The organism is Serratia sp. 201, from assembly GCF_037027545.1.
GTDB lineage: Bacteria > Pseudomonadota > Gammaproteobacteria > Enterobacterales > Enterobacteriaceae > Serratia > Serratia bockelmannii.
The window spans coordinates 121,146-142,490 of sequence record NZ_JAXCHC010000004.1 but is presented as its reverse complement, the minus strand read 5'-3'; the positions used below and the strand labels follow the sequence as shown (position 1 = coordinate 142,490).

General features: G+C 60.2%; 17 protein-coding genes and 3 tRNA genes. 4 read left to right on the top strand and 16 right to left on the bottom strand.

Features of this window, described 5'->3' with window-relative positions; all coding sequences use genetic code 11:
• Positions 1 to 37: 37 nt before the first annotated feature.
• The 12 genes from nsrR to nnr all read right to left on the bottom strand — a co-directional run bounded on the left by nsrR (position 38) and on the right by nnr (position 13,141).
• Entirely contained in the window at positions 38 to 463 is a 426-nt protein-coding gene (nsrR, locus tag WA302_RS19440) for a nitric oxide-sensing transcriptional repressor NsrR (RefSeq protein ID WP_025305023.1), read from the bottom strand.
• Positions 464 to 696: 233 nt separating this feature from the next.
• Complete coding sequence (locus tag WA302_RS19435) at positions 697 to 1,995, bottom strand: adenylosuccinate synthase (protein ID WP_025305022.1); 1,299 nt, start codon at positions 1,993 to 1,995, stop codon at positions 697 to 699.
• A gap of 98 nt (positions 1,996 to 2,093) precedes the next feature.
• Entirely contained in the window at positions 2,094 to 2,294 is a 201-nt protein-coding gene (locus WA302_RS19430) for a DUF2065 domain-containing protein (protein ID WP_004933666.1), read from the bottom strand.
• 63 nt (positions 2,295 to 2,357) lie between these two features.
• Positions 2,358 to 3,362 (bottom strand): protease modulator HflC, encoded by a 1,005-nt coding sequence (gene hflC, locus WA302_RS19425; protein WP_004933669.1) that lies wholly within the window; start codon positions 3,360 to 3,362, stop codon positions 2,358 to 2,360.
• A 3-nt stretch (positions 3,363 to 3,365) separates the two neighbouring features.
• Complete coding sequence (hflK, locus tag WA302_RS19420) at positions 3,366 to 4,616, bottom strand: FtsH protease activity modulator HflK (RefSeq protein WP_025305021.1); 1,251 nt, start codon at positions 4,614 to 4,616, stop codon at positions 3,366 to 3,368.
• A gap of 68 nt (positions 4,617 to 4,684) precedes the next feature.
• Positions 4,685 to 5,965: a ribosome rescue GTPase HflX gene (gene hflX, locus WA302_RS19415; protein ID WP_004933675.1), complete on the bottom strand. Its 1,281-nt coding sequence runs from the start codon at positions 5,963 to 5,965 to the stop codon at positions 4,685 to 4,687.
• Between the two features lie 98 nt (positions 5,966 to 6,063).
• Complete coding sequence (gene hfq / locus WA302_RS19410; RefSeq protein ID WP_004933678.1) at positions 6,064 to 6,372, bottom strand: RNA chaperone Hfq; 309 nt, start codon at positions 6,370 to 6,372, stop codon at positions 6,064 to 6,066.
• Between the two features lie 114 nt (positions 6,373 to 6,486).
• Positions 6,487 to 7,428: a tRNA (adenosine(37)-N6)-dimethylallyltransferase MiaA gene (gene miaA, locus WA302_RS19405; RefSeq protein ID WP_025305020.1), complete on the bottom strand. Its 942-nt coding sequence runs from the start codon at positions 7,426 to 7,428 to the stop codon at positions 6,487 to 6,489.
• Positions 7,421 to 9,304 carry a DNA mismatch repair endonuclease MutL gene (mutL, locus tag WA302_RS19400; protein WP_197836446.1) on the bottom strand — a complete coding sequence of 628 codons (1,884 nt, stop codon included), beginning with the start codon at positions 9,302 to 9,304 and terminating at the stop codon, positions 7,421 to 7,423. Before mutL ends, miaA begins: the two co-directional genes overlap by 8 nt.
• Positions 9,305 to 9,326: 22 nt before the next feature.
• Complete coding sequence (amiB, locus tag WA302_RS19395) at positions 9,327 to 11,138, bottom strand: N-acetylmuramoyl-L-alanine amidase AmiB (protein WP_049294707.1); 1,812 nt, start codon at positions 11,136 to 11,138, stop codon at positions 9,327 to 9,329.
• Positions 11,139 to 11,145: 7 nt separating this feature from the next.
• Complete coding sequence (gene tsaE, locus WA302_RS19390) at positions 11,146 to 11,616, bottom strand: tRNA (adenosine(37)-N6)-threonylcarbamoyltransferase complex ATPase subunit type 1 TsaE (RefSeq protein WP_025305017.1); 471 nt, start codon at positions 11,614 to 11,616, stop codon at positions 11,146 to 11,148.
• A gap of 10 nt (positions 11,617 to 11,626) precedes the next feature.
• Positions 11,627 to 13,141, bottom strand: a complete 1,515-nt coding sequence (gene nnr / locus WA302_RS19385) for a bifunctional ADP-dependent NAD(P)H-hydrate dehydratase/NAD(P)H-hydrate epimerase (RefSeq protein WP_261456581.1) — start codon at positions 13,139 to 13,141, stop codon at positions 11,627 to 11,629.
• Between nnr and queG the strand changes: the two genes are divergently transcribed.
• Positions 13,140 to 14,279, top strand: a complete 1,140-nt coding sequence (queG, locus tag WA302_RS19380) for a tRNA epoxyqueuosine(34) reductase QueG (RefSeq protein WP_197759415.1) — start codon at positions 13,140 to 13,142, stop codon at positions 14,277 to 14,279. The genes nnr and queG overlap by 2 nt on opposite strands.
• Positions 14,280 to 14,590: 311 nt before the next feature.
• Here queG and WA302_RS19375 read toward each other — a convergent pair.
• The 4 genes from WA302_RS19375 to orn form a co-directional block, all read right to left on the bottom strand.
• Positions 14,591 to 14,666, bottom strand: a tRNA-Gly gene (locus tag WA302_RS19375).
• Between the two features lie 54 nt (positions 14,667 to 14,720).
• Positions 14,721 to 14,796: transfer RNA gene (locus WA302_RS19370), tRNA-Gly, on the bottom strand.
• Positions 14,797 to 14,862: 66 nt separating this feature from the next.
• A tRNA-Gly gene (locus tag WA302_RS19365) sits at positions 14,863 to 14,938 on the bottom strand.
• A gap of 192 nt (positions 14,939 to 15,130) precedes the next feature.
• Positions 15,131 to 15,676: an oligoribonuclease gene (orn, locus tag WA302_RS19360; RefSeq protein WP_004929689.1), complete on the bottom strand. Its 546-nt coding sequence runs from the start codon at positions 15,674 to 15,676 to the stop codon at positions 15,131 to 15,133.
• 245 nt (positions 15,677 to 15,921) lie between these two features.
• Here orn and rsgA point away from each other — a divergent pair, with 245 nt between their 5' ends.
• From rsgA to mscM, 3 genes are all read left to right on the top strand, one after another.
• Complete coding sequence (rsgA, locus tag WA302_RS19355; protein ID WP_004929686.1) at positions 15,922 to 16,971, top strand: small ribosomal subunit biogenesis GTPase RsgA; 1,050 nt, start codon at positions 15,922 to 15,924, stop codon at positions 16,969 to 16,971.
• A 76-nt stretch (positions 16,972 to 17,047) separates the two neighbouring features.
• Positions 17,048 to 17,941, top strand: a complete 894-nt coding sequence (asd, locus tag WA302_RS19350; protein ID WP_025305014.1) for an archaetidylserine decarboxylase — start codon at positions 17,048 to 17,050, stop codon at positions 17,939 to 17,941.
• 13 nt (positions 17,942 to 17,954) lie between these two features.
• Entirely contained in the window at positions 17,955 to 21,302 is a 3,348-nt protein-coding gene (gene mscM / locus WA302_RS19345) for a miniconductance mechanosensitive channel MscM (protein ID WP_049205242.1), read from the top strand.
• Positions 21,303 to 21,345: the final 43 nt, after the last annotated feature.

The following is a 21,345-nucleotide window of genomic DNA, read 5'->3' as shown; positions in this document are numbered from 1 at the left end:
GCAGGATGACGTTGAGCCTTGTCTTCTCAACGTCGTTTTATTCGACAAGCAATAGCTTGTAGAGCGGCGGATTGTCTTCGACCATGTCGGCCAACGTATGCTTATCCAGCTCTTCAAGGAAATTCTGTACGCCCTGTTGGAGCACCTGCTTCAATCGGCAGGCAGGGGTGATGTGGCAAAAATCACTGCTGCAGTTAACCAGCGCAAGCGGCTCCAGCGCCCGCACGACGTCACCGAGGCGAATGCTCTCGGCCGGTTTACCCAAACGAATGCCGCCATGCTTGCCGCGCACCGCCGTGACAAAACCGACCCGGCTCAACTGATTGATGATCTTCACCATATGGTTGCGGGACACGCCATAAACCTCAGTCACTTCCGAGATGTTGGTCATCTTGTCCTGCGGCAACGAGGCCATGTAGATCAACGCCCGCAGGCCATAATCAGTAAAACTTGTTAACTGCACATCTTACCTCTGGGTATCACTTTACCCGTCTGATACGCCGCTTTTCGGCGCTATTCAAAAGATTACTCATTGGATAATAAACCAGCCGGAGAGTTCGTCGCTAATTATTTAGCGGATCCCGCGCCCTAAGGCGAGTTTATGAAAGGATTTTTTGACGTGAAACCGCAATCGGAGGGAGTCAGGATAAAAACAAACCGGGACGCGCCCGGTTTGTTTAATGCCGCAAAGCCTGATTATGCGTCGAACGGGTCGCGCAGGATCATGGTTTCGCTGCGGTCCGGGCCAGTAGAGATGATGTCTACCGGTACGCCGGTCACTTCTTCGATGCGCTTGATGTAGTTCAGCGCAGCCTGAGGCAGCTTGCTGTGCTCTTTCACGCCAAAGGTCGTTTCGCTCCAGCCCGGCATGATTTCGTAGATAGGCTCGATGCCTTCCCAACCTTCAGCCGCCAGCGGAGTGGTGTCCACTTCGCGGCCGTCCGGCATGCGGTAGCCCACGCAGATCTTCACTTCTTTCAGGCCGTCCAGGACGTCCAGTTTGGTCAGGCAGAAGCCGGACAGGGAGTTAATCTGCACGGCACGACGCACCGCTACCGCGTCCAACCAGCCGGTACGACGACGACGGCCGGTGGTGGCGCCGAACTCGTTACCCTGCTTGCACAGGTACTCACCGGTTTCATCGAACAGTTCGGTTGGGAACGGGCCTGCACCCACGCGAGTGGAGTAGGCTTTCACGATACCCAGCACGTAGTCCACATAACGCGGGCCAATGCCGGAACCGGTAGCCACGCCGCCGGCGGTGGTGTTGGAAGAGGTCACGTACGGATAAGTACCGTGGTCGATATCCAGCAGGGTGCCCTGAGCGCCTTCGAACATGATCAGGTCGCCACGCTTGCGTGCGCCGTCCAGCAGTTCGGAAACGTCAACCACCATGGCGGTCAGGATGTCGGCGATAGACAGTACGTAGTCCAGCGTCGCCTGATAATCGACGGCTTCAACTTTGTAGTAGTTGACCAGCTGGAAGTTGTGGTAATCGACGATCTCTTTCAGCTTAACGGCGAAGGTTTCTTTATTGAACAGGTCGCTGACACGCAGGCCGCGACGAGCCACTTTATCTTCGTAAGCCGGGCCAATGCCGCGACCGGTGGTGCCGATCGCTTTCGCGCCGCGCGCTTTCTCACGCGCGTTGTCCAACGCAACGTGGTAAGGCAGGATCAGCGGGCAAGCTTCAGAGAGTAACAGACGTTCGCGTACCGGGATGCCACGCGCTTCGAGTTCACCCATTTCTTTCATCAACGCGTCCGGCGCCAGAACAACACCGTTGCCGATGATGCTGGTGACGTTTTCACGCAGAATACCTGAAGGAATTAAATGAAGGACGGTTTTTTCACCGTTGATTACCAGAGTGTGGCCAGCGTTATGGCCACCTTGGTAGCGCACAACATATTGAGCCCGTTCAGTCAGCAGGTCTACAACCTTGCCTTTACCTTCGTCACCCCATTGGGTGCCCAGTACGACGACGTTCTTACCCATTTTTCAAAATCACCGATTGCTTAAAAATGGATTCTACCACCGTAATTTTCGATTTTCAGCACTTTTAGCATACGATTGCATAAATTTTGGGCTAGACTTTAAAGACCCGTGCGGCCGCTCAACATGTAGTAGATCACGCAGCCCGCAACCACTATTCCACCACCAAATCGCCGCAGCGTCGCGTCCGGCAGCTGCGACATCGCCACAATCATTTTGCGCCAGGCCTGCGGAAACAGCATCGGCCCTAACCCTTCCAGCACCAGGACCAGCCCGAGCGCCAGCCAAATCGTTGAGTTCATGCATCCCCCAAAAACGAGAAAGGGCCCGCGTAAACGGGCCCTCGGTCAGATTGCCTGCCGCGCTTATTTGCGCAGGGTATCAGGCGACTTCATGTAGCGGAAGAAATCGCTGTCCGGGCTCAGTACCAGCACGTCCTGGTTGTCCTTGAAGCTGGCTTCATAGGCACGCAGGCTGCGGATAAAGGCATAGAAGTCCGGATCCTGGCTGAACGCGTTGGCGAACAGTTTAGCCGCTTCGGCATCGCCTTCACCGCGGGTGATACGCGCCTGACGCTCGGCTTCCGCCAAGGTACGGGTCACTTCGTAGTCCGCGCTGGCGCGCAGTTTCTCAGCTTCTTCCTGGCCCTGCGAGCGCAGACGACGGGCTACCGCTTCACGCTCGGCGCGCATACGCTGGTAGATGGCGTCGGACACTTCGGCCGGCAGGTTGATCTGCTTGATACGTACGTCGATCACCTCGATGCCCAACGCCGCCATGCTGTTCGGGTTAACCTGCGGCTGTTTGCCGGTGGTTTCCCGTTCAACGCGCGCCGCCGCAGAGGCGATAGCGTCATCGGCTTCGGTGGTCGCCACTTCTTCGCCGTCACCCACGGTGCCGGTGTTCAGCGCGTCACGCACGTCAGACATCAGCTTGCCGCGCGAGTCGGTCACGATGTCTTTCACGTCCAGACGGCCGATTTCGGAACGCAGACGGTCGCTGAACTTGCGTTTCAGCAGCACTTCGGCCTGGGAGACGTCGCCGCCGCCGGTCGCCAGATAGTAGCGGCTGAAGTCGCTGATACGCCACTTCAGATAGGAATCGACGATCAGGTCTTTCTTCTCGCTGGTCACGAAGCGATCGGCCTGGTTATCCATGGTCTGAATACGCGCATCCAGGTTCTTCACGGTCTCGATGAACGGGATCTTGAGGTGCAGACCCGGCGCATACACCAGCGGCTTGTTTTCGCCGTCGCGCAGAACCTTGCCGAAGCGCAGCACGATGCCGCGCTGGCCTTCCTGCACCACGAACAGCGAAGCGTACAGCACCACCAGCACCGCGAGGACAATAACTACAAAAGACTTACGCATTGATTACTCTCTCCCTACGCGAGTGGTGTCGTCACGCTGCGCATTCGCCCGGCGCTGATCCATAATCGAACCGCCGCTGGTACGCGGAGCGCTGCTGTTGGCAGCCGGCGCAGGATTCGGATTGAGACGAATCAGGCTGGTATCCTTGTTGCCGCTCTCCGTTGCCGCGCCTTGACCGCGCAGCATCTGATCCAGCGGCAGCACCATCAGGTTGTTGCCTTTGTCGCTCACCAACACCTTACGGGTATGGCCCAGCACTTTTTCCATGGTTTCGATATACAGACGCTCGCGAGTAATCTGCGGTGCGGACTTGTATTCCGGCAACAGCTTGGCAAAGCGCGCCACCTCACCCTGAGCTTCCAGGACGGTACGGTCTTTATAAGCCTTGGAGTCTTCCAGCAGACGCTGCGCCTGGCCGTTCGCACGCGGCTGAACTTCGTTGGCGTAAGCTTCCGCTTCACGGATGTATTGCTGCTCGTTCTCACGCGCAGCGATCGCATCGTCGAACGACGCCTTCACCTCTTCCGGTGGACGCGCCGCCTGGAAGTTGACGTCCAGCAACGTGATACCCATGTTGTAAGGACGAATAGTCTCTTCCAACATGCGCTGCGTATCGTTACGCACCACGGTACGGCCTTCGGTCAGGATGCGGTCCATCGAGTATTTGCCGATCACGCCGCGCAGGGCGCTGTCGGTCGCCTGGCTCAGGCTGTCGTCGGCATTGACGACGCTGAACAGGTACGCTTCCGGGTTGGTCACGCGGTACTGCACGTTCATTTCCACGCGCACCACGTTTTCATCGGAGGTCAGCATCACGCCGGACGCCGCCAGCTCGCGCACGGACTCCACGTTCACCGGACGCACGTCATCGATGAAGGTCGGCTTCCAGTTCAGGCCCGGCTGCACCAGGTGGCTGAACTTACCGAAACGCGTCACAACGCCGCGTTCGGCTTCCTTGATGGTGTAGAAGCCGCTGGCGGCCCAGATCACCACCACGGCAACCGCCGCGATACCGATAATGCGGCCGCTGAAGCCCGGACCAGAGGTGCCGGTGCCGCCGCTATTGCTGTTGGAGCCTTTGCCCCCGCCGAAACCGCTCAATTTCTTGCTCAGTTTGCGGAAGATATCGTCCAAATCAGGTGGCCCTTGATCACGACCGCCTTTGTTGTTACCGCCAGAGTTGCCGCCATTATTATTGCTGCTCCCCCACGGGTCGCGGTCCTGTCCGTTATTACCGGGCTGATTCCACGCCATGTTTTAGCTCCATATTCTGTGATTGGGTACTTCAGGCTTTCGCGAAGCATAAATGTAACAGGATATGATCATACGATAAAGTCAATCAGGTCCTGTTCTTGCTTGCAGAGACGACGCCATTCGACGATCGGCATTCGCACCACCACGCCAATGCTGCCGTCCTCTTCGTTCCACTCTTTTTCAATCGCCTGAAGCTGGTAAAAACGGCTGCGAAGACGGCCTGCCCGTGGCGGTAAGCGCAATTCGTAATGCGCGATCTCCCCCGATAAGCGCTCCGTCAACGCCTGATACAGCAACGGAATACCCTCTCCGCTGGCGGCGGACAGCCACACCCGGATCGGCAGGTTTTCGTCGTTGCGGTCGATACGCGGCACAAAATCGTCCAGCATATCTATTTTGTTCATCACTAACAGTGTAGGAATTTCATCCGAGTCTATCTCCGCCAGCACGGTGTTCACCGCTTCGATGTTCTCATCGACGCGCGGATCTGCGGCATCGATGACGTGCAGTAGCAAAGACGCCTGGCGCGTTTCCTGCAGCGTCGCCTTGAAGGCGGCCACCAGATCGTGCGGCAGGTGCCGGATAAAGCCTACGGTATCCGCCAACACGGTATCCCCCACGTCCGGCACGTCAATGCGCCGCAACGTAGGATCCAGGGTGGCAAATAGCTGGTCCGCCGCATACACCTCGGCAGACGTTATTCGGTTAAACAGGGTGGATTTGCCGGCGTTGGTGTAGCCCACCAGCGATACGGTCGGCACATCGGCACGGGTCCGCGCGCGTCGGCCTTGTTCACGCTGCTTTTCTACCCGCTCGAGGCGGCGCAGAATCAAGCTGATGCGATCGCGCAACAGGCGACGGTCGGTCTCAAGCTGGGTTTCCCCCGGCCCGCGCAGGCCAATCCCCCCTTTTTGCCGCTCCAGGTGCGTCCAACCGCGTACCAGACGCGTGGCGATGTGACGCAACTGCGCCAGCTCCACCTGCAGCTTACCTTCATGGGTGCGGGCACGCTGGGCGAAGATGTCTAAAATCAGCCCGGTGCGATCGATCACCCGGCATTCGCACAGGCGCTCGAGGTTTCTTTCCTGCGCCGGGGAAAGGGAATGATCAAACAGGACAACAGACGCGCCGCTGGCTTTCACCGCATCTGCAATTTCTTCGGCCTTTCCTTCGCCGACAAAGTACTTCGGATGCGGGGCTTTGCGGCTACCAGTCACCACTTGCAAAGCTTCGACACCGGCTGAGGAAACCAACGATTCGAACTCGTTGAGGTCTTCCGTATCTTTGTCTTGCGAGAAATAGATATGAACCAGTACGGCCTGCTCACCGGCTTCATAACGGTCAAACAAGCGTGCAACCTCTCAAACGGACACTCACCGTGAGTTTGGGGGACATAAACAGCCCGCGGCTGCTTATGCTCCCCGTCATGGTTGACTTGCAACGCGCTTTATTCAGCGTCATCGCTTTCCTGCTGCGGCTGTTGCTGCGCAGACGGATTGTTACCATGGTGATAGTTGCTTGAACCGCCGCTCGGATTGTTGCTGTGATGCGAGACCGGGCGTGACGGGACAACGGTAGAGATAGCGTGCTTGTACACCATCTGGCTAACCGTGTTCTTCAACAGGATGACAAACTGGTCAAAAGACTCAATCTGGCCTTGCAGCTTAATACCATTCACCAAATAAATAGAAACCGGAACACGTTCACGACGCAATGCGTTCAGGAACGGATCTTGCAAAGATTGCCCCTTAGCCATTCTATCTTTTCCTTATTTGCTTGTTGTTTGTAACTAAGAACCTGTCGGCTCTAAAATAAACGACGTAAAAAATTTGCGCGCTGAATACTCAGCAATTGTACACAATCACCCAACCTATGCACTAACAACCTGTGTCACCGAGTCCAAAGCCTCTCCCGGCTTTTCACTGTCCAACCAATGGACCGACTCCCAACCCCGTAACCAGGTCATCTGACGTTTAGCCAACTGACGTGTTGCGCAAATACCACGATAAACCATCTCATCGTAACTAATTTCACCAGACAAGTATGACCACATCTGGCGGTAACCGACACAGCGAATGGAGGGCAAGTCCGTATGCAAATCACCCCGTGCGAAAAGTGCACGCGCTTCCGTCTCAAAACCCGCCGCCAACATTTGATGGTACCGCAGCTCGATGCGTTGATGGATCAACTCACGGCTGGTCGGCGCTATCGCAAATTGGTGAACTTGATACGGTAACGATTCACCCGAAATTTGAGTCAGTTCCGTTAAAGTTTTACCCGAAATAAAAAAAACTTCCAGTGCTCTGGACAGTCTCTGCGGATCATTCGGATGAATTCTCACTGCCGCGACCGGATCGATCGCCTGCAACTGACGGTGCAGCGCCTCCCAGCCCTGCTCCGCCGCTTGGCGTTCGATGCGCTCGCGCACCGCGGGATCGGCGGAGGGCAGCGGCGACAATCCTTCCAGCAACGCCTTGAAATACAACATGGTGCCGCCGACCAGCAGCGGAATGCGCCCGGCGGCGGTGATATCGGCCATCTCCTTCAGCGCGTCGGCGCGGAACTCCGCGGCCGAGTAAGCTTCGGCGGGATCGCGAATATCGATCAGCCGATGCGGCGCCTGCGCCAATTCTTCGGCGCTCGGCTTGGCGGTGCCGATATCCATGCCGCGGTAAATCAGCGCGGAATCGACGCTGATCAGTTCCACCGGCAGGCGTTCGCGCAGCGCGATCGCCAGCGCGGTCTTGCCTGAGGCGGTCGGCCCCATGATGAAAATAGCCGGGGGACGTGGTGTCATTTCAGTGTTAGTCATGCTTGAGGGCCGCCAGTGCGGCCTGTAAATCAACGGGTTGTAAAAGTCCGCTCGGTGGCGATTTGACCAGCTGCGGGCAAAGTCGTTCAACGTCGGTCAGCAATTGTATCGCTTGCGAGGTGTTCCACTGTTCATGTTCGCTGCCAAGACGGCGAGCGAGCCAGGTGGCCAGCACCACGGGCGACATCTCCTGATGTTCGGCCAGATAGCCTAACAGTTCGGGTATCAGTTTTTGTAAATTTTGTTGGCGTAATGGTAAAGGCACTGCGCGCAGCGTCACACGGCCGTGATCCGTCTGCAGATCCAGCCCCATCATCGTCAGCAGCGCCTGATGCCGTGCAATGGCCGCCGCTTCGTTCTTATCCAACGTCAGCTTGATCGGTATCAGCAGCGGTTGCGGCCGCAGCCCTTCCGTCGGCGGATTGAGCTGCGCCTGGCGCAGCCAGCGTTCGGCCACCGTCAGATTGAGCAACGCCGGCTGCTGGCGCTGTTCAATCAGCGCGTAGCACGGCGGATGGATCATCAGCACCCGGCCAAAGCTGTGTTGTCCGCTCGCCAACGGCGTTTCCACGGCGGCTTTCGCCGGCGGGAACAGCGGCGGCTTGCTCGAAACTTCCGGCGCCGCATCGGCCGGTGGCTCGGTGGCGGGCTGCATCAGTTTGCCGTACAGCTCGCCTTCGCGTTTCTGGTAACCGCCCGCCGTTTGCCAACCGGGCTGCGGCGCGCGCTCGCGGACGGCGCCGGCCGATGACGGCGTTTCGCGACGCGGCGCCGGCTGAGAAAAATGGTTGCCGCCGGCGGCGACGCGGTTTTCCTGCTGCCAGACCGGCGCGGGCGCTTCGTCGGGCGTTTCCGCCAGCGGCAGCGACGGTGTCTGACTGGCCTGTTGCAGCACGGTGGTCACCGCCTGGTAGATAAAATCGTGTACCAGCCGCGCCTGATGGAAACGCACCTCGTGCTTGGCGGGATGAACGTTGACGTCCACCTGGTGCGGGTCGACTTCCAGATACAGCACGTAAGCGGGCTGCTGATCGTCTTTTAGCTGATCCTGATAGGCCTGACGAATCGCGTGATTGATCAAGCGATCGCGCATCATGCGGCAATTGACGTAGCAGTATTGCATCTCACCCAGCTGGCGCGCCCCCGCCGGATCCGCCACCCAGCCGCGGATGCTCAGATCGCCGTGTTGCCAGTCGATGTTCAGCGCATGCTGTAAAAACGCCGGGCCGCAGATGCTGCCCAAACGGCGTTCGTGCTGGCTCTCTTCTTTCGCCGCCCGGTATTGGCGGATCAGTTTGCCGTTGTGGCTGAGGTTGATCGCCACATCGAAACGCGCCAGCGCGATGCGCCGCACCACTTCATCGATATGGCCGAATTCGGTTTTCTCGGTACGCATGAACTTGCGGCGCGCCGGCGTGTTGTAAAACAAATCCAGCACTTCCAGCGTGCTGCCGACCGGGTGCGCGGCGGGTTTGACCGTCACCGCCTGCTCGCGCCCTTCGGCATAGGCTTGCCACGCCTCGCTTTGTTCGGCGGTGCGCGACGTCAGGGTCAAACGGGAAACCGAGCTGATACTGGCCAGCGCTTCGCCGCGAAAACCGAGGCTGACGATCGCTTCCAGGTCATCGAGCGTGCTGATTTTACTGGTAGCGTGCCGCGCCAGCGCCAGCGCCAAATCGTCCTTGCCGATGCCGCAGCCGTTATCGCGAATGCGGATCAGCTTGGCACCGCCGCGTTCGATATCGATATCGATGCGCGTCGCACCGGCGTCCAGACTGTTTTCCACCAGCTCTTTGACGACCGACGCGGGGCGTTCAACCACCTCTCCGGCGGCGATCTGGTTGGCGAGCTGTGGCGGTAACACCTGGATAGGCATGCTGACTCCTGTAGCGGTGGCGCTAGGCCTGCGGAATGGTCAGCGTCCGGTCCAGCGGCGCGACGTCCGACTTCAGATTATTGACCCGTTTCAGATCGCCGACGCTGACCCCATAACGAGAAGCGATAGAGGACAGCGTGTCCCCGCGGGCCACTTTATGTTTAGACGGCTTCTTCGCCGGCGTTTTCGCCTTGGCGACGGCGGTGACGGCGGCGGTTTTCCCCGCCGGCACCTTCAGACGTTGCCCGACCCACACGCCGTCTTTTTTCAGTTTGTTCAGATCCCGCAGCGCCGCCATGGTCGTGCCGTAGCTGTCGGCGATGCCGGACAGCGTCTCCGCTCGTTTCACCACGTGGATCTGAGTCTTGCCGCTTTCGCTGCGGCTCGCGCCAGCAGAGCTCACGATAGGCTCAGGCTGGCGCACGTCTGGTGTTGAGGTGTTAACCGCCGCTGCGACGTCCAGCGGTCGGTTTTCCACCTTTGGGTCGGCTTGCAGCGGATGCGCCAGGAAGTAGCTGCGCAGGCCGTTATGAATGGCCTTGGCAATCTTCTCCTGATACGCGCTACTGCCCAGCAGCCGCTCCTCCGTGCTATTACTGATAAATCCGGTTTCCACCAGCAGCGAGGGAATATCCGGCGAACGCAGCACGCCCAGGCTGGCGTGTTCCGGCCGGCGTTTATGCAACGATCCGACGCTCTGCAGCTGCTGCAGCACCTTCACCGCCACATCGTAACCAACGCGCTGCGAGTGGCCGAACTGCAGATCCAGCACCGCCTGGCTCAGATAAGGGTCGGCCTGGCTGTTGGCCAGCAAGTCGCCGGCGCCGCCGAGCAGCTCGGACTGCTTCTCATGCTGTTCGAGCCAACCGGCCATTTCGCTGTTGGCGCGGCGATTGGACAGCACCCATACGGAAGCCCCGCTGGCGCTGCGGTTTGGCGCGGCGTCGGCGTGGATGGAGACCAGTACGTTGGCGCCCTGTTTACGCGCAACGTCGGAACGTCCCATCACCGAAATAAAATAGTCACCGTTACGCGTCAGCACCGGCTTGAACTGCGGGTCGGCGTCCAGCATCGCCTGCAGGCGACGCGCGATGGCGATGGTGACGTTCTTTTCTTTCAGTCCGCTCGGGCCAATGGCGCCCGGATCCTGGCCGCCGTGGCCGGCGTCGATCGCTACCACCACCCGATCGCCGGAACCGGCGGAAACGCGGCTACTGCGCGGCGTCACCTCGGTGGCGGTGCCTGCAACCACGGTCTGTTTATTGGTAAACGGATTCGATCCCGTCGGCGCTTTGCGCAGCGGCGGCTCCGGCGCTTCACGCACCGCCACCGGCGCCTGGCGCGGTGGCTGGCTGACCGTGACGGGCGCCTGACGCGGCGGTGGATTGACCGCAACCGGCGCTTTACGCACTACGGTATTGGCACTGCCTTCGGCCGTGATAGTGAACACTACGGTGTGCACGCCGCCGTTCTGGCGGGTGGCGACGCGGGTTTTGGCGCGCTGCGTCAGATCAAACACCAAACGCACGCTCTGAGCGTCTTTCGGCGCGCTGGAGCGAATGCTCTTCACCAGGTTTTGGCCGCTGAAATTGAGCGGCAGGCCGCCGACCTTGCCTTTCTGGTTGACGTCAAGCACCACGCGCTCCGGGCCGTGAAGCGGGAAAAACGCGTAGTCCGGCGGACCATTGAAGCTCACCGACACCGTCGCTTCGCGTTGGGCGTTGGACACTTTGATATCGGACAGCGAGGACGCCGCCAGCGCGTTCAACGCGCCGAGCGGCCCCAGCACGGCGATCAGCATGATGACCGCAAATTTTTTCAACACATGCGTCATTGCAGCATCATCCCTGTGATCCATGAATGCGGTCTAACAGCTGGCTGCCGTATGCGGAAATCGCCTCGATCTTCGCCTCTCGCCCCTCGCCCTGATAGCTGAGGTGCAGCGCCAGATCCGGCTCCGGCAGCACGCCAGTGCCCTGCTGCGGCCATTCGACCAGGCAGATGGCGTCTTGCGCGAAGTAATCGCGAATGCCCATAAATTCAAGCTCTTCCGGATCGGCCAGGCGATACAGATCGAAGTGATACACCGCCAGCGGCTGCAAGGCATAGGGTTCCACCAGCGTGTAGGTTGGGCTTTTGACGTTGCCCTGATGCCCCAACGCCTGCAGGAAACCACGGCTGAAGGTGGTTTTACCGGCGCCCAGGTCGCCGTAGAGATAGATGACGCTGGCGCGATCGCAGGCCTTGGCCAAAGTGGTGCCCAAAGCGACAGTCGCTGCCTCGTCCGGCAGAGGTAAAACGAGTTCTTTCATTCGATAAAGTCTATTTTGCCCACTCAGGGTTAACGAAATGAAGGATGTCCGGCAGTAAATCGGTCGCCAACATGCCTCTTGTTCCTTGTCTTTCCGCTACGCGATCGCCGGCCGCGCCGTGTACGACGCAGCCCGCACAGGCGGCATCATACAGCGAGAGCTTTTGCGCCAGCAAACCGCCGATGATGCCCGACAGCACATCGCCCATGCCGCCGGAGGCCATGCCGGCGTTGCCGACGTCGGCGATCGCCATCTGCCCCTGCTCATCGGCGATCAGCGTACCGGCGCCTTTTAGCACCGCCACGCCGCCGTAGCGTGCCGTCAGCTTACGCACGGCAAGTAAGCGATCACTCTCGATGTCGACAGTGCTGCAGCTCAACAGCCGCGCAGCCTCTCCAGGATGCGGAGTCATCACGCGATTCTGCCGTTTCTCGGGATTTAATGCCAGCAAGTTCAGCGCATCGGCGTCCCACAAGGCCGGTTTATCGCTGGTTTGCAGCACGTTCAAGGTATTTTTGCCCCACTCAGCCTGGCCAAGCCCCGGACCGATCACCAGCACATCCGCCCATTGCATCGCCTGCCGAAGCGTCGCCTCGTCCAGCGCCTGCGCCATCAGCTCCGGCCGGGCCGCCAGCAGCGGCGCGACGTGCTCAATGTGAGTAAGCACTCGCACCAACCCAGCCCCGCTGCGCAGCGCCGCTTCCGCCGCCATGCGAATGGCGCCGCCGAATCCGCGGTCGCCGCCCACCAGCAGCAGACGGCCATGCTCGCCCTTATGGGCGCAGGGGCGCCGCGGATGCAGCCAGCGCGGCAACGCCTCGGCGGTAAGCCGCTGAATCTGTTCCGGTTGCTTCGCCAGCCAATCCGATAAGCCTAGCGTATTCTGATGAAGTTGCCCGACCCAGTCGCGCGCCTGCCCGGTCAGCAAACCCGGCTTGAGGCCAATGAACGTGATGGTGTGCGCGGCACGCACGACCGGACCCGGCGTCGCGCCACTTTCCGCCAGCAGGCCGGACGGGATATCGAGCGCCACCACCGGCGCCGAATGGCGGTTGACGGCCTCGATCAGCGCGTCGTAGGGCGCACGCGGCGCGCTGCCCAGGCCGGTGCCTAGCAGGCCATCAATGATGAGCGAAACAGACGCCGGCCAGCGGCTGTTCGCCGGCAGAATGTCGCCGCCGGCAGCCAGCCAGGCCTCGCGAGCCGCTGCGGCCTCCGGCGGCAAAGGGCGTGCGCCTTCGCAGGCGATCACCGTCACCTGCACGCCCGCCGCCTTCGCCAAACGCGCCACCACATAGCCGTCGCCGCCGTTGTTGCCGTGGCCACAGAGCACCAGCCAGTGGTTGCAGGAGGGATAAGTGTCGCGCGCCAGTACGTAGGCCGCCTGACCGGCGCGCAGCATTAAATCGTAAAGAGAAAGACCGAGCGAGGCCGCCGCCGCAGGTTCCGAACGACGGATCCAATCCGCAGGCCAGACAGAGTGTGGTAAACTGTCAGCGTATGCTTTTTCACTGTGGCCCGTCATGACGCACCCCCTCGATCTCCATCAACTCGCCCAACATATCAAGCAATGGGGGCAATCGCTAGGATTCCAGCAGGTTGGCATCTGCGATACCGATCTCAGCCTGGAAGAGCCGAAGCTGCAGGCCTGGCTCGACAAACAGTACCACGGCGAGATGGAGTGGATGGCGCGCCACGGCATGCTGCGCGCACGCCCTCACGAGCTGTTGCCGGGCACGCTGCGGGTGATCAGCGTGCGCATGAACTACCTGCCGGCCAAGGCGGCGTTCGCCAGCACCCTGCAGAACCCGCAATTGGGCTACGTCAGCCGCTATGCGCTGGGGCGCGATTATCACAAGCTGTTGCGTCAGCGCCTGAAAAAGTTGGGCGATCAGATCCAGGCCTACTGCGGCGAACTGAATTTCCGCCCCTTTGTCGACTCGGCGCCGGTCATGGAGCGCGCGCTGGCCGCCAAGGCGGGCATCGGCTGGGTTGGTAAACACTCACTAATTCTTAACCGCGAAGCAGGATCCTGGTTTTTCCTCGGCGAACTGCTGATCGACCTGCCGCTGCCGGTGGATCAGCCGCAGGAAGAGCAGTGCGGCCGCTGCGTCGCCTGCATCACCACTTGCCCGACCGGGGCCATCGTCGCGCCCTACACCGTCGATGCCCGGCGCTGCATCTCCTACCTGACCATCGAGCTGGAAGGCGCGATCCCGGAAGAATTCCGTCCGCTGCTCGGCAACCGCATCTACGGCTGCGACGACTGCCAGCTGATTTGCCCGTGGAACCGCTTTTCTCAGCTCACCGACGAAGACGACTTCAGCCCCCGCGCCGCGCTGCATGCGCCGCAGCTGCTCGATCTGTTCAACTGGACGGAAGAAAAATTCCTGCGCATCACCGAAGGCTCGGCGATACGCCGCATCGGCCACCTGCGCTGGCTGCGCAATATCACCGTGGCGCTGGGCAATGCGCCCTACGAAGACAGCATCGTGCTCGCACTGCGCACGCGTTTGGGCCAAGACGCCATGCTGGATGAACATATCCACTGGGCGCTGGCGCAACAGCTCGCTCGCCGCGAAGCGCAGGGTATCGAGGTGCAGACGGCGCAGAAAAAGCGGCTGATACGGGCTGTGGAAAAAGGTTTGCCAAGGGATGCCTGACGGCGTACGCCATTCAGGCGTATCGCCGGAAGACTCACTCTGTGGATTTGTGCATAAAAATAAAAACACGTTGTCTTTCAACTGCAACAAAAAGAGCAAGTGATCGGCATAACGTTTTGGGATAAATAAATAAGCATATAAATCAAATAGATAAATATTTAATTTGTATGACGTTGATTTTTCAGGCAGGCGAGTTTATGTACAGAGGCTGTGGATAACTCTGTTTACAACATTTTTACCAGGCGTGTAAAACGGGACAAAAACCCGCGCCGAATAAGGCGTTGGATTTGAGTTTGAAACGAAGAGAAAATTGGAGCGGGAAACGAGACTCGAACTCGCGACCCCGACCTTGGCAAGGTCGTGCTCTACCAACTGAGCTATTCCCGCATTGAGATGCTTTTGGCATCCGGCCACCAAACACTGGCGTGACCTTTGAATTTTTGGAGCGGGAAACGAGGCTCGAACTCGCGACCTCAACCTTGGCAAGGTTGCGCTCTACCAACTGAGCTATTCCCGCGTCGCATAGGTACTGCTTGATACTGCTTTATTTATTCATCATGCCGCATCGCGACATTGTTGAATTTGGAGCGGGAAACGAGACTCGAACTCGCGACCCCGACCTTGGCAAGGTCGTGCTCTACCAACTGAGCTATTCCCGCCCGGCGTATCGATGGTGGAACGTTACGAAATTCTTCATCGGTACGGGGTGCGCATTATACGAGAAATCCTTTTTGTCGCAAGCCCCTGAAAGCAAAAAAACGCGATTTTTGTTTGATTGCCGATTAAAGCGCCAGATTGGCGAATTAAGCGGCTAAAAACGGCGTTTTTTCCCCGCAGAGGCCGTCATCGCCTTAAAGCTGAATGAAATGTTCGCGGTAATAAGCCAGTTCGGCCACCGATTCGCGGATGTCATCCAGCGCCTGATGGGTGCCCTGCTTCTTAAAGCCGCCGAGAATTTCAGGCTTCCAACGGCGCGCCAGCTCCTTCAGCGTGCTGACGTCCAGATAGCGGTAATGGAAGTAGGCCTCCAGCTCCGGCATATAACGGAACAAGAAACGGCGATCCTGGCCCACGCTGTTGCCGCAGATCGGCGATTTGCCGGCCGGTACCCACTGCTGCAGGAAGGCTATCGTTTCCAGCTCAGCGGCGCGATCGTCCTGGCGGCTGGCTTTCACCCGCTCCACCAGCCCGCTGCCGGTATGGGTGCGCACGTTCCACTCGTCCATCAAGGCCAGCTGCTCGTCGGATTGGTGCACGGCGATCACCGGCCCTTCCGCCAGGATGTTCAGGTTGGCGTCGGTGACCAGCGTGGCGATCTCAATAATGCGGTCACGCTCGGGATCCAGCCCGGTCATCTCCAAATCGATCCAAATCAGGTTATTTTCGTTTCCTGTCATGATGTTTCCTGCCTAAAAGCCGAGAGAAAAACGCTGTGCGGACGAGACGACGGGCGCCGCCGGTGGCAACGCGCCGCAGCCGGCGGCTAACAACGGTTATTTAATATAAAATAGCGTGTATCATAGTCTTTTTGGTCGCCATCGGCGACATATACCCTGACGGGTTCAAGGCTGCGCCCGGGGCTAGTCCCTCGCCGCAGCTGTGCGTATACGTAAAGGTATAAAACCGATTCAAGTGAGGCGCAGTGAGTAAGAACAAACTGTCCAAAGGTCAGCAACGCCGCGTGCAGGCGAACCATCAGCGCCGTCTGAAACGCGCTGATAACAAACCGGAACCGGATGATTCCCAGCTGGGCGAGCCGCAGGAAGGCGTCGTCATCAGCCGTTTCGGCATGCACGCCGACGTTGAGGCGCCGGATGGCACTCAGCACCGCTGCAATATCCGCCGCACGCTGCGTTCGCTGGTCACCGGCGATCGCGTGGTGTGGCGCCCCGGCCTGGGCACCCATGAAGGGGTAAAAGGCATTGTGGAAGCGGTGCACGAGCGCACCTCGGTGCTGACGCGCCCGGACTTCTACGACGGCGTGAAACCGATCGCCGCCAATATCAATCAGATCGTCATCGTGTCAGCGATCCTGCCCGAGCTGTCGCTGAACATCATCGACCGCTATCTGGTGGCCTGCGAAACGCTCGAAGTCGAGCCGCTGATCGTGCTCAACAAAATTGACCTGCTGGACGCCGAAGCGCGCAAGCTGGTCGACGGCATGATGGATATCTATCGCAAGATTGGCTACCGGGTGCTGGAAGTCTCCAGCCAGACGCGGGAAGGCATGGCGGAATTCGAACAGGCGCTCGCCGGGCGCATCAGCATCTTCGCCGGCCAGTCGGGAGTCGGCAAGTCCAGCCTGCTGAACGCGCTGCTGCCGCCGTCTGAAGAGCAAATTCTGGTAAATCAGGTTTCCGACGTCTCGGGCCTCGGGCAACATACCACCACCGCCGCGCGGCTGTACCATTTCCAGCACGGTGGCGACGTGATCGACTCCCCGGGGGTGCGCGAGTTTGGCCTGTGGCACCTGGAGCCGGAACAAATCACCCGCGGCTTTGTCGAATTCCGTGATTATTTAGGCGGTTGCAAATTCCGCGACTGCCGCCACGATACCGATCCCGGCTGCGCCATCCGCGCGGCGATGGAGAAAGGCGATATCGCGGAAGAGCGTTTCGACAACTATCACCGCATTCTGGAAAGCATGGCTCAGGTGAAGGTTCGCAAGAACTTCACGGACGCCGCAGACTGACACTGACGGGCGAGCATTGACGACGGCGAGGCCCTCGTTACAATGCGCGCCCTTTACCCTGATTCACGAGGTTAACGTGCTGGATAGCATCAAGATTAAACTGCAATATTGGCTACCGAAGCTGGCGCTGACCCGCCTGGCGGGCTGGGGCGCCGACAAACAGGCAGGCTGGCTGACCCAACTGGTGGTCAAAACCTTCGCCCGCTACTACCGCGTGGACATGCAGGAAGCGCAAAACCCGGACCTGACGTCTTACGCCACCTTCAACGACTTCTTCGTGCGCCCGCTGCGCGATGGTGCGCGCCCGATCATCGCCGACGCCAACTGGCTGGCGCTGCCTGCCGATGGCGCCATCAGCCAGCTCGGCCCGATCCGCGAGGATCAAATCTTCCAGGCCAAAGGCCACCACTACAGCCTGGAAGCACTGCTGGCCGGCAACTACCTGTTGGCCGAGCCGTTCCGCAACGGCCTGTTCGCCACTACCTACCTGGCACCGCGCGACTATCACCGCGTACACATGCCGTGCGCCGGCGTACTGCGCGAAATGATCTATGTGCCGGGCGATCTGTTCTCGGTCAACCCGCTCACCGCCGCCAACGTGCCTAACCTGTTCGCTCGCAACGAGCGCGTGATCTGCGTATTCGACACTGACATCGGGCCGATGGTGCAAATCCTGGTCGGCGCCACCATCGTCGGCAGCATCGAAACCATCTGGGCCGGCACCGTCACGCCGCCGCGCGAAGGCATCATCAAACGCTGGACCTACCCGGCCGCCGGCGAAGAAGGCGCCATCGCGCTGGAAAAAGGCGCCGAGATGGGCCGTTTCAAACTCGGCTCCACGGTGATCAACCTGTTTACCGCAGGCAGCGTGCAGTTTGCGCCGCAGCTGCATAACGGCACCGTCACCCGCATGGGTGAGGCCTTCGCCGAAATCCCGGCCGCCGCTGAAACACCACAGACCCCGCTCTAAAGGAATCGACGCCGTGCGCCTGATCATCACGCTTTTGCTCGGTTGCCTGCTGTGGCAACCGGCGCTGGCCGCCCCCGTGCCGACCGAGAACCAGCTCAAACAGGAGCTGAAGCAGGCGGAAAGCAGCAAAAACGCGCCGAATCAGGCGGAAACCACCGAGGCGCTGCAAAGCGCCCTCAACTGGCTGACGGAGCGTAAAGAGTCGCAGACTCGCTCCGAGCAGTATCAGAGAGTGATCGACGATTTCCCGAAGATGACGCAGGAGCTGCGCCGTCAGCTGGTGCTGGAAAGCAACAAGATCCTGCCGAACGGCGACGATCTGCCGGCCGCCGAGCTGGAACAGCAGATCCTGCAAACCAGCAGCCTGCTGCTGGAACAGGCGCGCCTGCTGCAGCAAGAGCAGGATCGCACGCGGGAAATCAGCGATTCGCTCGGCCAGCTGCCGCAGCAGCAGACCGACGCCCGCCGCGCGCTGACCGAAGTGCAGCGCCGTCTGCAGGCGCAGCCCGCCAACCCGACCACCCCGTACGCGCAGGCCGCCCTGGCCCTGCTGCAGACCGAAGCCGCGGCGCGCAAAGCCAAAGTGGACGAGCTGGAGCTGGCGCAGCTGTCGGCCAACAACCGTCAAGAGCTGGCGCGCATGCGCGCCGAGGTCTATAAAAAGCGCCACGAGAAAATAGACGTTCAACTGCAGGCGCTGCGCAACAACCTCAACGCCCAGCGCCAACGCGAAGCGGAACTGGCGCTGGAAAAAACCGAGCAGCTGGCCGAGCAGAACGGCGATTTGCCAAAAAGCCTCAGCCAACAGCTGCAGATCAACCGCGAACTGTCCGCCGCGCTGAACAGCCAGGCGCAGCGCATGGATCTGATTTCATCGCAGCAGCGGCAGGCGGCGGCGCAGACGCTGCAGGTGCGCCAGGCGCTGAGCACCATCATCGAGCAGGCCCAGTGGCTCGGCTCGTCGTCGGCGTTAGGGGAGACCCTGCGCGCCCAGGTGGCGACGCTGCCGGAAATGCCCAAGCCGCAACAGCTGGACGGCGACATGGCCCAGCTGCGCGTGCAGCGCCTGCAGTTTGAAAATCAACTGGAAAAACTGTCGCAGCGCGAATTCAAACGCGACGACGGCAGCGCGCTGACCAACCAGGAGCAGCGCATCGTCGATGCTCAGCTGCGCACCCAGCGCGAACTGCTCAACTCGTTGCTGTCCGGTTGCGACACCCAAATCCTCGAGCTGACCAAGCTGAAGGTGGCCAACACCCAGCTGATCGAAGCGTTGAACGAGATCCGCGACGCCACCCACCGCTATCTGTTCTGGGTGCCGGACGTCAATCCGATCAACTTCTCTTATCCGCTCAACGTGGCGCACGATCTGACGCGCGTCCTGTCGCTGGACACGCTGTCGCAGCTCGGCGGTGCCTTCATGATGATGGTGACCAGCCGCGAAACGCTGATCCCGATCTTCGGCGCCCTGCTGCTGGTGATTTTCAGCATCAGTTCGCGCAAGCACTATCACGCCTTCCTCGAGCGCGCCAGCAGCCGCGTCGGCAAGGTGACGCAGGACGAATTCTTCCTGACGGTGCGCACCGTGTTCTGGTCGATTCTGGTGGCGATGCCGCTGCCGGTGCTGTGGGCCGCGCTCGGCTACGGCCTGCAGAGCGCCTGGAACTACCCGGTGGCGGAAGCGATCGGCAAAGGGGTGACCGCCACGCTGCCGATCCTGTGGATCTGCATGATCTGCGCCGCCTTCGCCCATCCGCAGGGGCTGTTCATCGTGCACTTCCGCTGGCCGGCGAAGCAGGTTTCGCGCGCCATGCGCTACTACAAGATGTCGATCTGGCTGATCGTGCCGCTGATCATGGCGCTGATCACTTTCGATAGCCTGAAAGAACGCGAGTTCGCCAACACGCTGGGACGGCTGTGCTTCATCCTGCTGTGTCTGGCGCTGGCGCTGGTCACCCACAGCCTGAAGCGCGCCGGTATCCCGCTGTATCTGGATAAAAACGGCTCCGGCGACAACATGCTCAACAGCGCCTTCTGGGGGCTGCTGCTGTCGGCGCCGCTATTGGCGGCACTGGCCTCGACCGTCGGTTACCTCACCACCGCGCAGGCGCTGTTGGCGCGCCTGGAAACCTCGGTGGCGATCTGGTTCCTGCTGCTGGTCATCTACCACATCATCCGCCGCTGGATGCTGATCCAACGGCGGCGCATCGCCTTCGATCGCGCCAAACAGCGCCGCGCCGACATCCTGGCCCAGCGCGCCCGCGGCGAAGACGAAACCTCGCACACCCCGAACAGCACTGAAGGCGCCATCGATCCGGACGATTCGGACTTCGATCTGGACACCATCAGCGCCCAGTCGCTGCGGCTGGTGCGCTCGATCCTGACGCTGATCGCACTGGTGTCGGTGATCGTGCTGTGGTCGGAGATCCACTCCGCGTTCGCCTTCCTGGAAAACATCTCGCTGTGGGACGTGACCTCGACGGTGAACGGCGTGGAAACCGCCCATCCAATCACTCTCGGCGCGGTTCTGATCGCCATTCTGGTGTTGATCATCACCATGCAGCTGGTGCGCAACCTGCCGGCGCTGCTGGAGTTGGCAGTGCTGCAGCACCTGGATCTGACGCCGGGCACCGGCTACGCCATTACCACCATCACCAAGTACCTGTTGCTGGTGTTCGGCGCGGTGCTCAGCTTCGCCTGGATCGGCATCGAATGGTCGAAACTGCAGTGGGTGGTTACCGCGCTCAGTCTGGGGTTGGGCTTCGGCATGCAGGAGATCTTCTCCAACTTCATCTCCGGCCTGATCATCCTGTTCGAGAAACCGATCCGCATCGGCGACACCGTGACGATCCGCAACCTGACCGGTACCGTCACCAAGATCAACACCCGCGCCACCACCATCTCGGACTGGGACCGCAAAGAGATCATCGTGCCGAACAAAGCCTTCATCACCGAACAGTTCGTCAACTGGTCGCTGTCCGACACCCTGACCCGTGTGGTGCTGACCGTACCGGCGCCGGGCGAAGCCAACAGCGAAGAAGTGACCAAAATCCTGATGAACGCCGCCGAGCGCTGCTCGCTGGTGCTGGATAACCCGGCGCCGGAGGTTTACCTGGTCGATCTGCAACAGGGCATCCAGATCTTCGAGATGCGTATTTACGCCGCCGAGATGGGCCACCGTATGCCGCTGCGTCACGAGATCCACCAGTTGATCTTGGCGGGCTACCGCGAGCACGGCATCACGCTGCCGTACCCGCCGTTCCAGGTGCGCACCGAGACGCTGTCGCGGTTGACCAACAACGGCCGTACGCCGCCGTCCACGCCGGCGCCGAACACCAAGCGCGACGCCGGGGGGCTGTAAGCGTTTCTCGCGATAAAAAAAGGGCCGGCAAATGCCGGCCTTT